Genomic DNA, 14,138 nt, shown 5'->3' with positions numbered 1-14,138 from the left:
ACTCGCTTTTTTGTTGTCTTCGAGAACCTCAGACGACAAAAAGAGCTCAAACAGAGCCTCCATCCCTCACGCAAGGAAAAGACAAATAAAAATATCTTTTAGAAATACAAATTCTATCACGCCAATGGCGTTCTATGTCAACTAAACGATATTTTTTTAAAAAACTATGTGGTAAATAAAAAAAATATAAAATGAAAAAAAGACAGGAAAGGCGAGACGCTTCCCCAAAAAGACCGGCGGGAAACTCAAAGCCCAATTTTAGAAACACCGGCAAACCCTTCAAACCCCGGTTAAAAAAAGCACCCGTTGATGACGGAACCATCCGACTCAACAAATACATCGCCAACGCCGGAATCTGTTCCCGACGCGAGGCAGACGAATTCATCAAAACAGGATTGGCGCAAGTAAATGGAAAAGTCGTTACCGAAATGGGCTATAAAGTCCAGCCCGGGGACGTCGTGAAATTTGACGGAAAAACCATTTCTGCCGAGAAAAATGTCTACATACTTCTCAACAAACCCAAAGGATTTATCACTACGACAAAAGATGAAAAAGACCGCAAAACGGTGATGGATTTGATCGCCAATGCTACTACGGCACGTGTTTTTCCGGTAGGGCGTTTGGATAGAGCCACAACTGGATTGTTGTTGTTTACCAACGATGGTTATTTGACCAAAAAATTGACCCATCCGAGTCATACAGTGCGGAAAATCTACCATGTGAAGTTGAACAAAAAACTGACCCATGCTGATTTAGATGAAATCAAAAAAGGAATTCGATTGATTCCCGAAGGAATCGCTGAAGTCGACAATGTTTCCTTTATCGAAGGAAAACCGCATACAGAAGTCGGAATCGAAATTCACATCGGTTGGAACCGTGTGGTGAGAAGGATATTTGAGAAAATGGGTTATGAAGTAGAAGCACTTGATCGTGTATCATTTGGCGGATTGACCAAAAAGAATTTGAAACGTGGCGATTGGAGAAAATTAGATGAAAAAGAAGTTTCTTTCTTAAAAATGCTTTGATTTTCAATCAAATTGAATTATAAAAAAGACCCTGTGGTTTCAAAAATCACAGGGTTTTTCATAGTTAATAGGGAAGTTATGTAGAGAGAGTTGTTTTGTTTTCTTTTACAAATCTACCACCAGCAATTCATTTAATTTCAAGGTGATTTCCTCAAATTTAATGAGGAAAATTCCTGATTTCAAAATCTAAATCCATCCAACAAATCGATGTAACGATCGATTCCATTTTCAATTTCTGATAAGTAGATGAATTCGTTTGGAGTATGTGATCTAGCAGAATCACCCGGACCGATTTTCACCGTATCGAAATCCATCATCGCCATATCAGACAACGTTGGAGATCCATAAGTTGTACAGCCAATTGAAATTCCTTTTTGTACGATCGGGTGATTTTTATCGATGCGAGAAGAATTCAAACGCAATGAACGGGCTTTCACTTTAGATTTCACATTTTTTTGGACAATTTCCACCACTTCTGCATTGGAATACAATTCGTTAACACGCACATCGATCACCATTTTACAGAAATCAGGAACTACATTGTGTTGTTTTCCGGCTTCTATTTGTGTTAAAGTCATTTTTACCGGGCCGAGAAAGTCAGAAACTTTTTCAAATTGAAAATTTTGAAACCAATGGATATCTTGCAAAGCTTCATAAATCGCATTCATTCCTTCATTTCTTGCTGCATGACCCGTTTTCCCTTTGGCTTCTACTTCCAAAACCACCAATCCACGTTCGGCAATCGCCATATTCATTTGGGTAGGTTCGCCTACAATTCCCAAATCTATTTTCCCTAATTTCGGTAAAATACTCGCAATGTTCTTCTGACCGGAATTTTCCTCTTCCGCCGAAATGGCAATTATCAAATTAAAATCCAATTCTTTGTCCAAAAAATAAAGAAACGATGCCAATAAACTCACCGCCGAAGCGCCTGCATCATTGCTCCCTAAACCAATTAATTTATCTTCTTCCACCGTTGCAATAAGTGGATCATACGTCCAATTCGACCCGAATTTCACCGTGTCGTGATGAGAATTTAGCAAAATTGTCTTTTTGGAAACATCATAATTCGGGTGGATGCTCCAAACATTGTTGTCTTGTCTTTGCGCTTTTGCTCCATTGGACTCGAGAAATTCAAAAATCAAATCCGCGGTTTTGTCTTCTTCGCCAGAAAAAGATTGGGTTTCAATTAATTGTTTCAACAAATTGATGGCTTTGTTTTTTAATTCTTGATTCATATTTAATTTATTGATTTATTAAATTCCATCAATTTAACGAACTCATTCAAAATGATTTGACCTTGAAAGATTTGTATGCCGAATAATTATAATCCGCCAAAATTCATTAAATTTAATAGTTTTGGCGAGATATACTTTAAATTAGTTTCGTTCCAATTTCCATATTCACATTTGAAGCATGTTTAATGTAAACGCTTTTCACGCCTGATTTGATCACTTCAAAAGCATTATCCAATTTTGGGATCATGCCTTCATTGATGATTCCATCTGCTTTTAATTCCTGATAAAATTCAAAATCAATTTCGGAAATCAAAGAAGATTCGTCATTGACATCTTTCATTACACCATTTTTATCAAAACAAAAATAAAGTTCGACATTCCATTCTTTAATTTTCGCCAATTCTTTGGCAATTGCAGACGCAATCGTGTCCGCATTGGTATTCAACAACTGTCCATTTCCATCATGCGTGATCGCGCAGACAACCGGAATCAATTCGTTTTTTAAAAGAATTTGAAACAGTTTTCCATTGACCGAATTTTCATGTAAATCACCTACAAAACCAAAATCTACCGTTTTCACCGGACGTTTCACACCCGAAATCGCATTTCCATCTGAACCAGAAATCCCCATTGCATTTACGCCCAATTTCTGTAAACTGGAAACGATAGATTTATTCGTTACTCCCGCATAAAATCCGACCACAACTTCCAAAGTTTCTGCATCTGTGATGCGACGACCATCGATCATTTTCGGCTCGATTCCCATTCTTTTAAGTTGCTCACTCGCTCCTCTTCCGCCGCCATGAACCAAAATTTTAGCACCTTCAACTTTAGAAAAGTCTTCGAGAAATTGATTCAATTGCATTTCATCATCTATAACACCACCTCCTATTTTGATGATTTTCAATGCGTTAACCTCTTTTTTCACGAATTATAAAATTTTTAACTTTACAAAAATAAAGTTTTTATACCTTTGCATCTCAGTACACACACTGAATGTTGATTCATGCACAAAATAGCAAATTTAATTTATCCCGAGGGTTCCGCCCGGTCGGGCTTTAGTATTTGTATTCCTTTTTTTAAGGATTTGGGTTCTCCAATTTCTTTCCTTTTTTCCTTTTTTTTATTAATCAACAATTCTCCTTTCATTTAAAATGTACGTTAGGACAGCAAATAGCACCGATACCCAATACGCAGATGAACTTTGTATTTGGTATGAGGATTCTGCGAAACAAAGAAAAACCGGTATTGCCAAACGCGATCCGTCTTATATCCAAAAAAAGATGGAAACTGAAAACGCTATCATCGCTTTTGATAATGATGGACTTCTTGCCGGATTCAGCTATATCGAAACCTACGAAGAAGAAAAATTTGTGGTCAACTCCGGATTGATCGTCCGTCCCGATATGCGCGATTCGGGAATCGGAAGAAAAATCAAAATGGCGATTTTCAAATTATCAAGAACAAAATTTCCAAATGCCAAAATTTTCAGCATCACAACCAGTTTGGCTGTGATGAAAATGAACTATAATTTAGGCTATAAACCGGTTACTTTCTCCGAAATCACCCAAAGTGATGATTTCTGGAAAGGTTGTCAAGGTTGTAAAAACTATGATATTTTGATGGAAAACGAACGGAAAATGTGTTTGTGTACAGGTTTGGTTTATGATAATTTAAATGACCAATTTGCGCAACCCAAATCCAAACAAATCGAACTCGAATTACAATCCTTTAGAGAAAATATAACGATGAATAAATATTCATCATTACTAAATTTTTTTACTAAAAAATCAAAGAAAAAGCCAAAATATTAAATAATTATTCAAAAATGAGTGAAAAATTATACAGACAAGATTTAATTAAAGATTTGATTTCCAAACAAGAAATCAGCAATCAAGAAGAATTGATCAAACAACTTTTGGCGCAAGAAGTTTCCGTGACACAAGCCACTTTATCAAGAGATTTGCGAGAATTGAAAGTTTCTAAATTACCCAATTCCAAAGGAAATTATATCTACCAATTGACCGAAATCGAACCTCAAGATATTTCTACTGACACCGAAACCTTAGCATTCACCGGAAATTTAGCCGTTTTGAAAACGCGTCCTGGATTTGCGAACCGAATTGCCATCGAAATCGACCAATTTAAATCTGAAGAAATACTGGGTACCATTGCCGGCGACGATACAATTTTCATTGCCGTCCAAGTCAATTTCAACCAAAAAACCCTCATCCATCAAATCGAAAATTTAATTCCCAATATTAAAATCACAACATGAGTAAAAAAGCTGTATTGGCCTATAGCGGCGGATTGGACACTTCTTATTGCCTCGTCAACCTTACTAAAGAACAAGGTTTTGAAGTACATACGGTCATCGTAAACACAGGTGGTTTCACCAAAGAAGAATTAGAATCAATTGAAAGAAGAGCTTATGAATTGGGTTCTTCTCACCACGAAACGATTGACATTACGGAGAAATATTTTCAAGACTGTCTGCGCTTTCTGATTTATGGAAATGTATTGAAAAACAATACTTATCCGCTTTCCGTGAGTGCTGAACGCATGTTTCAGTCGATCGCAATTGCTGAATATGCCAAACAAGTTGATGCCGAATACATCGTCCATGGTTCGACTGGCGCGGGAAATGACCAAATCCGATTTGATGTTGCTTTTGCGGTCATTTCTCCGAAATCTGAAATCATCACGCCGATTCGTGACGAACGTTTGACGCGTCAACAAGAAGTAAACTATTTACAAAGTCAAGGTGTAGAATATAGTTGGGAAAAAGCGAAATATTCGATCAATGTCGGAATTTGGGGGACTTCTGTCGGTGGTGTGGAAACATTAACTTCACACCAATCACTTCCCGAAGATGCTTATCCGACGCAACTTTCACAGACTGAACCTCAAACCATCGAAATCGAATTTGAAAAAGGAATTCCTGCGAAATTAAATGGAGAAAGTTTGAGTCCTGTGGATTTGATTCAAAAATTAAATGAAATCGGAGGAAGCTATGCCATCGGACGAGATACACACGTAGGAGATACGATTTTGGGAATCAAAGGACGTGTCGGATTTGAGGCGCCTGCGGCGAATTTGATCATCAAAGCACACCATTTATTAGAAAAACATACTTTGACTCGCTGGCAATTGTTGCACAAAGATTCTTTGGCAAACTGGTACGGAACATTGTTGCATGAAGCACAATATTTGGACCCGGTGATGCGTGACATCGAAGCATTTTTGGAATCTTCCCAAAATCATGTAACCGGAAAAGTCATTTTGGAATTGCATCCGTATCGATTTGATTTGGTTGGAGTTGAATCTCCATTTGACATGTTGCAGTCCAAAGTTGCCACTTACGGCGAAGACATGGACGCTTGGGACGGACGTGATGCGAGAGGATTTATCAAAATCTTTGGAAATCAATTGAAAATTTATCATTCATTCAAGAGTTGACATGAAACCTGAAACATTAAACTTGAAACAAAATATAAAAACCAGCATCGTTGGCGGAGCAGGCTATACAGCGGGAGAATTACTGAGAATTCTCATCAACCACCCTCATGTCGAAATCACTTCGATTTTCAGCACTTCAAACGCTGGAAATCCTGTTTCGAAAGTTCACGATGATTTATTGGGCGAAACGGATTTGATTTTTTCAGATGAAATTGATGCGGAATCGGATGTCGTTTTTTTATGTCTTGGACACGGAAAATCGACTGAATTTTTAGCCAAAAATAAATATTCGGAAACGACTAAAATCATCGATTTGAGCAATGATTTCAGACTGGCTCCGAATCAAAATTTTGAAAATCGAAATTTCGTTTATGGTTTGCCTGAATTGAACAAAGAACAAATCATTTCCGCTCAAAACATTGCCAATCCGGGCTGTTTTGCAACGGCAATTCAATTGGCAATTTTGCCTTTGGCAGAAAAGAATTTAATCAAAAACGACATTCACATCAATGCTGTAACCGGTTCAACTGGCGCCGGACAAAGCCTTTCAGAAACCACACATTTCAGCTGGAGAAATAACAACGTTTCATTTTATAAAGAATTTTCGCACCAACATGAAGCAGAAATTTATCAATCTATTCATCAATTAGAAAATTCATTTGACCATAAAATTTATTTCTTACCCATGCGTGGCGATTTCACAAGAGGAATTCTCGCTGGCATATACGTGAAATCAGATTTGACGGAAAAAGAAGCGAATGAAATTTATAAAAATTATTACAAAAATCATCCGTTTACCATCGTTTCCGAAACAGAAATCGCACTGAAACAAGTTGTCAACACCAACAAATGTTTGCTCCAAATTCAGAAACACGATGATGTTTTATTGATCACATCGATCATCGATAATTTGACCAAAGGTGCATCAGGACAAGCAATTCAGAATATGAATTTGATGTTCGGATGGGAAGAAAATTTGGGATTGAATCTAAAACCTGTAGGATTTTAAACTAACATGAAACTTTGAACCTTAAACTTGAAACAAAATTTTTAGAAAATGAAATTATTCGACGTATATCCACTCCTAAACGTAACTCCGGTCAAAGCCAAAGATTGTATTCTTTGGGATGAAAACGGCACGGAATATTTAGATCTTTACGGCGGTCATGCCGTGATTTCTATCGGACACAGCCATCCGCATTATGTCAAGAGCATCGAAGAACAATTGAAAAAATTGGCTTTTTATTCCAATTCCGTTCAGAATCCCATTCAGGAAAGATTGGCAGAAAAATTAGGGCAGTTGTCGGGTTATCCGGATTTTAGCCTTTTTTTATGCAATTCAGGAGCGGAAGCCAATGAAAATGCGCTGAAACTCGCCTCTTTCCACACCGGAAAAAATCACATCATTGCCTTCAAAGGCGCTTTTCACGGAAGAACTTCGGGCGCAGTTGCTTTGACAGACAATCCAAAAATCGTCTCACCTTTCAATGCAGGACATTCGGTTTCTTTTGTTGATTATGATTTGAATCAAATTCAGGAAATAATTAATTCGAAAGAAGTTGCCGCAGTCATTTACGAACCGATTCAAGGTGTGGGCGGAATTATTTTACCAACAGATGAATTTGTACAAGGACTGAGAAAACTATGCACAGAAAACGGAGTGATTTTAATTGCAGATGAAATCCAATCTGGCTACGGACGAACAGGGAAATTCTTTGCGCATCAACACTCTGGAATCAAAGCCGATTTGATTACGATTGCGAAAGGAATGGGCAACGGATTCCCAATCGGAGGTGTTTTGATCTCTCCGGAATTCAAAGCTTCACACGGACTTTTGGGAACGACTTTCGGCGGAAATCATTTGGGATGTGCAGCTGCGTTAGCGGTTTTGGAAGTGATTGTAAAAGAAAATTTAATCCAAAATGCTGATGAAATCGGATTTTATATTTCAAGAACTTTGAACCGTTTGCCTAGAGTGAAAGAAATCCGCGGACGAGGTTTGATGATTGGAATTGAACTGGATTTTTCAATCGCCGAAATCAAAAATAATTTATTGCAAAAACATAAAATATTTGTCGGAAACGCAAAGACTAACATTATCCGACTTTTACCGCCATTAACGATGAACAAAGGATTTGCAGATAAATTCATCAACGCACTAGAAGAAGAAATTCTAAATCATAAATAATTATGTGTTGAGCGTTTTGCGTTACGAGTCACTTTAAAATAGAACTCAAAACTCAAAACTCAAGACTCAAAACCCAAAACATAAGAATGAAAAAAGTAAAACTCGTATTTCAAGACGGACAAACAATCGAAGGAAATTCTTTCGGAGCCTATATTTCGGCTGCCGGGGAAGTCGTTTTCAACACGGCGATGGTGGGTTATCCGGATAGTTTGACTGATCCTTCTTACAAAGGTCAGATCATGGTCATGACGTTTCCGATTGTCGGAAATTATGGCGTTCCGAGCGAAACAGAAATAATTGACCAAATCGAAGCTTTCATGGAATCCAATCAAATTCAGGTGACCGGATTGGTTGTTTCCTATTATTCAGATGAATTCAGCCATTGGAACGGTTTTCAGAAATTGGGCGAATGGCTGGAAAAACAAAACATTCCCGGAATTTACGGAGTCGATACGCGCGCCATTACCAAAAAATTGCGTGAAGAAGGTTCGACTTTGGGTAAAATCATCGCAGAAAACGACATCGAATTTTACGATCCAAATTTGGATAATCTGGTTGATCAAGTAAGTTTAAAAGAAGTAAAACGCTACAACGAAGGCGCCGAAATCAAAATTATTCTGATCGATTGCGGTGTGAAAAACAACATCGTTCGTTGTTTCGTGAAACGTGGCGTGGAAGTCATCAGAGTTCCTTGGAATTATGATTATTCGACTTTGGCATACGACGGATTATTTATCTCAAATGGGCCTGGCGATCCGACTTTGTGCGATGTGACCATTGAAAACTTGAAAAAATCATTGACCGAAGACAAACCGATTTTCGGAATTTGTCTGGGAAATCAATTGGTTGGGTTAGCAGCAGGTGCTTCGACCTTCAAACTAAAATACGGACACCGTTCGCACAACCAGCCCGTTGTCATGGCGGGAACCAAAAGATGTTTCATCACTTCTCAAAACCATGGATTTGCATTGGACGATTCCAAATTGCCGGACGGTTGGGAAACTTATTTCAGCAATCTGAATGATGGAACTTGTGAAGGAATTCGTCACAAAGAAAAACCGTTTTTCACAGTTCAATTTCACCCGGAAGCGATGGGTGGACCTGTGGATACAGAATTTTTATTTGATGAATTCATCAATGAAATTAAAAAGTATAAAGGAGAATTGGTATAAATATGTCAAAGTTCATTTTTCTAATAATCAGTTTTATTTTTTGTTCAAACGTATCTGCTACTGAACAAATCAAAGACAGTTTGGTTTACAATGGAAAAGGTTATTACATCGAAAATAAATTTTTACACGAAGAAATTTTAAATCAATTTGTAATAGATGAAGGCTACATCACTGATGAGTATTTTTACACAGCTTTATGGCGAGGCTACATGGCAGTCTGGGAGGTTGAAAATAATAAATTACAGCTCAAAGATCTGAAATCATTTGTTTTCAACGAAAACGATAGCTTATCTTATCTAAAAAGTGTCATCAATGATAATATTAAAGAGAAAATTAACTCAATCCTACTCAATGAGGTTTTAATTTTTTCGGATTATAATGATAATTACTGGGATGAAAAAACTCCAGAAGAAGCAGATTATTTTGTATTTGGAATAGAAAATAATTTAGTCGCACAAAGCTTTAAATTTAACTTAATAGAACTAGAAAATTTCAAAACAGAGCAATTTTTAAAATTCAAAAAAACTAAAAAGTTCAAAGAAGAATTAAAAGATTGTAAAAAATTTAGAAAAGAACAAATTAAACATTATTCCAAATCTGACCAATTAGATTTTAATTTTGAAGGATTAGATGAAAGTGCGAGAAAAAAAATCAGAAATAGTTTTATTAGAAACTATAAAACTATGGATTGCAACGATTTTGTAAAAGGACAAATGTTCTCTCTTTGGCCTTCATTTGACATTTACCATAAAATATTATAAAAATCCAAACTTCCAAGGTTTTAAAAACCTTGGAAGTTAAAATACACAAAAAAAAATGATCAAAAACATCAAAAAAGTATTGGTTTTAGGTTCAGGAGCTTTGAAAATCGGAGAAGCTGGAGAATTTGATTATTCAGGTTCGCAGGCTCTCAAAGCTTTGAAAGAAGAAGGAATCCAAACCATACTTATCAATCCCAATATCGCTACTGTTCAGACTTCGGAGAACATTGCCGACGAAGTTTATTTCCTTCCGGTTACGCCTTATTTTGTAGAAAAAGTCATCCAAAAAGAAAAACCGGATGGTGTTTTGGTGGCTTTTGGTGGACAAACCGCTTTGAATTGTGCCGTAGAATTGAACAAAAATAAAATCTTCGATAAATACAACGTCAAAGTCCTAGGAACACCGATTTCCGTAATCGAAGCAACCGAAGATCGCGATATTTTTATCGAAAAACTAAACCAAATCAATGTTTTTACCGCTAGAAGTGAAGCGGTCGAAACCGTTTCTGACGCAATTCGTGCTGGAAATGAAATCGGATTTCCGCTGATCGTCCGTGCGGCTTATGCTTTGGGTGGATTGGGTTCCGGCTTTGCCAATAATGAAGAAGAATTAAAAGAATTGGCCGAAAAAGCATTTACGTATTCCAGCCAAATTTTGGTCGAAGAATCCCTAAAAGGCTGGAAAGAAGTTGAGTATGAAGTCGTTCGTGATGCGGAAGACAATTGTATTACGGTTTGTAACATGGAAAATTTCGACCCGATCGGGATTCACACCGGAGAATCAATCGTAGTTGCACCCTCACAAACTTTGAGCAATTCCGAATACCATAAATTACGTGAAGTTGCCATCCGCACCATTCGCCATTTGGGCGTGATTGGTGAATGTAACATTCAGTACGCACTCAATCCTAAAAATGAAGAATACCGTGTGATAGAAGTCAACGCAAGATTGTCACGTTCGTCCGCACTGGCATCCAAAGCAACTGGTTATCCATTGGCTTTCGTTGCTGCGAAACTGGCATTGGGTTATAATTTGTCTGAATTGAAAAATAGCGTTACCCAAACTACTTCGGCGATGTTTGAACCGGCATTGGATTATTGTGTGGTAAAATTGCCGCGTTGGGATTTGAATAAATTTTATGGTGTAAAAAGAAACATCGGATCTGCCATGAAATCGGTCGGAGAAGTTATGGCGATCGGACGTTCATTTGAAGAAGCGATCCAAAAAGGAATCAGAATGTTGGACATCGGACATCGTGGTTTTGTTGCCAATAATTTTACAATTCCGGAAGGTGAAGAATTGGATACTTGGTTGTCTGAACCCAATGATGAGCGACTTTATGCCATTACAGAAGCATTTAAAGCCGGATATTCAATTGAAAAAATTCATGATTTAACTAAAATAGATTTATGGTTTTTACAACGATTGGAGAAAATTTATTCTACTTCAGTTGAATTGGAAGAATTGATCCGATTTGAACAATTACAGCCTGAATTGCTTTCAAAAGCAAAAAAAATGGGGTTTTCGGATCAGCAAATCGGCGTTTTAATCAAGGGAAATTCGGGAATACACCGAAATGAATTGACTGTACGTCAATTAAGAAAAAATTATGGAATCATTCCCGTGACGAAACAAATCGACACGCTGGCAGCTGAATTCCCCGCACAAACCAATTATTTGTACCTGACTTATCACGGAACTGAAAACGATTTGCAACCTGAAACCGAAAAAGCAGTTTGTATTTTGGGCTCGGGTGTTTACAGAATCGGTTCTTCGGTAGAATTTGACTGGTGTGGTGTCAATGCTGCTCAAACCGCTGCCAAAGAAGGTTTTAAAACGGTCATTATCAATTACAATCCAGAAACCGTTTCGACGGATTATGATTTGTCGGATCGATTGTATTTTGAAGAATTGTCCTTTGAGCGTGTGATGGACATTTTGGATTTTGAAAACCCATCGGGAACAATTATTTCGACCGGAGGTCAAATCCCAAATAATTTGGCCATCAAATTATACGATGAAAATATTCCGATTCTGGGAACTTCTCCACTTCGAATTGACGATGCGGAAAATCGGCATAAATTCTCTGAAATTTTAGATGAATTGAACATTGACCAACCCAGATGGAAGGAACTGTCTTCGCTTGAAGCGGTACATGAATTTGTAGGAGAAGTTGGTTTTCCGGTGTTGATTCGTCCTTCCTATGTACTTTCCGGTGCGGCAATGAATGTAGTTTCCAACAAAGACGAATTGAATTCATTTTTAAAATTGGCCAAAGAAGTTTCGCCTGATTATCCGATTGTGGTTTCCGAATTTGTCCAAGGCGCCAAAGAAATTGAGTTGGATGCGGTTGTTAAAAATGGAGACATTGTAGACTATGCGATTTCAGAACACGTAGAATTTGCAGGCGTGCATTCGGGTGATGCAACGATGTATTATCCGCCACAAAAAGTGTACATCGAAACCATCCGACAAATCAGAAAAGTAGCAGAAAAAATTGCCAAACGTTTTGAGATTTCGGGTCCGATGAACATTCAGTTTTTGTCTAAAAACAATGCTGTTCGTGTGATCGAATGTAACATCAGAGCTTCACGATCCTTCCCTTTTGTATCCAAAGTTTCCGGAAATAATTTAATTGAAAAAGCAACGAAAGTTCTTTTAGGTTTAGAAGTGGAAAAAGGAAAGTCTGAAATTGTTTACGACTTGGATTATGTCGGAGTAAAAGCTTCGCAATTCTCCTTTACGAGATTGGCCGGAGCCGATCCTGTGCTTTCTGTTGATATGTCATCGACCGGAGAGGTGGGTTGCATCGGAACGACTGCAGAAGACGCTTTGCTGAAATCATTGCTTTCCGTTGGATATAAAATTCCTGAAAAAACGGTTTTGATTTCAGGAGGACCGATTGAATCCAAAGTGGCTTTGCTAAGTCCTGCCAAAAAATTGATCGAAAAAGGTTATAAAATTTATGCTACGGAAGGAACCCATAAATTTTTCATGGAAAATAATGTGTATTCGACTTTGGTTTATTGGCCAAATGATGAAAAAGAACCAAACGTAATTTCGTATTTACAAAACAAGAAAATCGACATGGTCATCAATATTCCTAAGAATTTGACCAAAGCAGAATTGGACAATGATTATAAAATCCGTCGTACGGCTGTGGATTTTAACATTCCTTTGGTTACCAATGCAAGATTAGCAGCGGCTTACATCAATGCATTTACGACTTTGAGTCTTGAAGATTTAGAAATCAAAAGTTGGAATGAATATCGAAACCAAAATTCAAATCAAAATTAAATAAAGATGCAAAATTTCATTTCTTTTAACGATGTTAAAGATTACACCCAACTTTTAAATACGGCATTGGAAATAAAAGCCAATCCTTTTGGACAGCAGGATTTAGGGAAAAACAAAACCATCGGATTGTTATTTTTCAATCCAAGTTTACGAACACGATTAAGTTCTGTTAAAGCCGCTTATAATCTCGGTGCAAATTGTTGGGTTTTAAATGCAGGAGCCGATTCTTGGACGTTGGAGATGGCAGACGGAACGGTGATGAACGGCGATACGCAGGAACATATCAAAGAAGCCATCGGTGTGATGAGTGCGTATTGTGATATTTTGGGTGTGCGGACTTTTCCAAAGTTGGAAGAACGTGATGAAGATTATAACGAATTGATGTTCAATAAAGTAAGAGAACTTTCTTCGGTTCCGGTTGTGAGTTTGGAAAGTGCGACTTTGCATCCGCTTCAATCTTTTGCTGATTTGATTACGGTTGCCGAGTATTCCGGTTACAAACCTCATCAAAATTTCGACAAAAAAATAAAGGTAGTGATGACTTGGGCACCACATCCGAGACGTTTGCCACAAGCAGTTCCGAACTCTTTTGCGCAATGGTTTTCTAAAGTGGATTGGGTCGATTTGACCATCGTTCAGCCCAAAGGAAATGAGTTAAATCCCGATTTTACAGAAGGAGCCAAAATCGAATTCGACCAAGAAAAAGCATTTGAAGGTGCAGATATTGTCTATGCAAAAAACTGGAGTAGTTATAAAAATTATGGACAAACTTTAACGCCTGAAGTGGATTGGCAAGTGACACTCGACAAAATGAAATTGACCAATAACGGAAAATTCATGCACTGTTTACCGGTTCGTAGAAATGTGGTGGTGAGCGATGATGTTTTGGATTCTGAGCATTCCATCGTCATTCCCGAAGCGACCAATCGCATTTATTCGACACAAACGGTTTTTCATGAGATTTTGAAGAATTTATAAAACCAAAAACCTCTCAAGT

The 14,138-nt window shown here is 37.6% G+C and carries 12 protein-coding genes; 10 read left to right on the top strand and 2 right to left on the bottom strand.

Annotation, left to right across the window (positions count from 1 at the left end; translation table 11 throughout):
• The first annotated feature begins 191 nt into the window (after positions 1-191).
• Positions 192-1,025: a pseudouridine synthase gene (locus tag HU137_RS05995; protein WP_182042881.1), complete on the top strand. Its 834-nt coding sequence runs from the start codon at positions 192-194 to the stop codon at positions 1,023-1,025.
• 179 nt (positions 1,026-1,204) lie between these two features.
• Here the strand turns inward: HU137_RS05995 and HU137_RS05990 are convergent, their stop codons facing one another.
• Together HU137_RS05990 and argB are read right to left on the bottom strand one after the other, a co-directional pair.
• Complete coding sequence (locus tag HU137_RS05990; RefSeq protein ID WP_182042880.1) at positions 1,205-2,263, bottom strand: M20 family metallo-hydrolase; 1,059 nt, start codon at positions 2,261-2,263, stop codon at positions 1,205-1,207.
• Between the two features lie 136 nt (positions 2,264-2,399).
• Positions 2,400-3,191, bottom strand: coding sequence for an acetylglutamate kinase (gene argB / locus HU137_RS05985; protein ID WP_317169899.1), 792 nt, complete (start codon positions 3,189-3,191; stop codon positions 2,400-2,402).
• Positions 3,192-3,417: 226 nt separating this feature from the next.
• Here argB and HU137_RS05980 point away from each other — a divergent pair, with 226 nt between their 5' ends.
• From HU137_RS05980 to HU137_RS05940, 9 genes are all read left to right on the top strand, one after another.
• Complete coding sequence (locus HU137_RS05980) at positions 3,418-4,077, top strand: GNAT family N-acetyltransferase (protein WP_182042879.1); 660 nt, start codon at positions 3,418-3,420, stop codon at positions 4,075-4,077.
• Positions 4,078-4,091: 14 nt separating this feature from the next.
• Entirely contained in the window at positions 4,092-4,541 is a 450-nt protein-coding gene (locus HU137_RS05975) for an arginine repressor (protein WP_182042878.1), read from the top strand.
• Positions 4,538-5,722, top strand: a complete 1,185-nt coding sequence (gene argG, locus HU137_RS05970) for an argininosuccinate synthase (RefSeq protein WP_182042877.1) — start codon at positions 4,538-4,540, stop codon at positions 5,720-5,722. Before HU137_RS05975 ends, argG begins: the two co-directional genes overlap by 4 nt.
• Before the next feature lie 22 nt (positions 5,723-5,744).
• Positions 5,745-6,731, top strand: a complete 987-nt coding sequence (argC, locus tag HU137_RS05965) for an N-acetyl-gamma-glutamyl-phosphate reductase (RefSeq protein WP_246361485.1) — start codon at positions 5,745-5,747, stop codon at positions 6,729-6,731.
• Positions 6,732-6,779: 48 nt separating this feature from the next.
• Positions 6,780-7,910, top strand: a complete 1,131-nt coding sequence (locus HU137_RS05960; protein ID WP_182042875.1) for an aspartate aminotransferase family protein — start codon at positions 6,780-6,782, stop codon at positions 7,908-7,910.
• An 86-nt stretch (positions 7,911-7,996) separates the two neighbouring features.
• Positions 7,997-9,082, top strand: a complete 1,086-nt coding sequence (gene carA / locus HU137_RS05955) for a glutamine-hydrolyzing carbamoyl-phosphate synthase small subunit (protein ID WP_182042874.1) — start codon at positions 7,997-7,999, stop codon at positions 9,080-9,082.
• Positions 9,083-9,084: 2 nt separating this feature from the next.
• Positions 9,085-9,843, top strand: a complete 759-nt coding sequence (locus HU137_RS05950) for a hypothetical protein (protein WP_182042873.1) — start codon at positions 9,085-9,087, stop codon at positions 9,841-9,843.
• A 55-nt stretch (positions 9,844-9,898) separates the two neighbouring features.
• A complete protein-coding gene (gene carB, locus HU137_RS05945; protein ID WP_182042872.1) occupies positions 9,899-13,141 on the top strand; it encodes a carbamoyl-phosphate synthase (glutamine-hydrolyzing) large subunit in 3,243 nt (1,080 codons plus the stop codon).
• Between the two features lie 6 nt (positions 13,142-13,147).
• The gene (locus HU137_RS05940) at positions 13,148-14,119 is read left to right on the top strand and encodes an N-acetylornithine carbamoyltransferase (protein ID WP_182042871.1); all 972 of its coding nucleotides are present in this window, start codon (positions 13,148-13,150) and stop codon (positions 14,117-14,119) included.
• Positions 14,120-14,138: the final 19 nt, after the last annotated feature.

Source organism: Moheibacter lacus (assembly GCF_014042165.1).
In the GTDB taxonomy this organism is placed as follows: Bacteria; Bacteroidota; Bacteroidia; order Flavobacteriales; family Weeksellaceae; genus Moheibacter; species Moheibacter lacus.
This window is presented reverse-complemented; position numbering and strand designations above follow the sequence as displayed.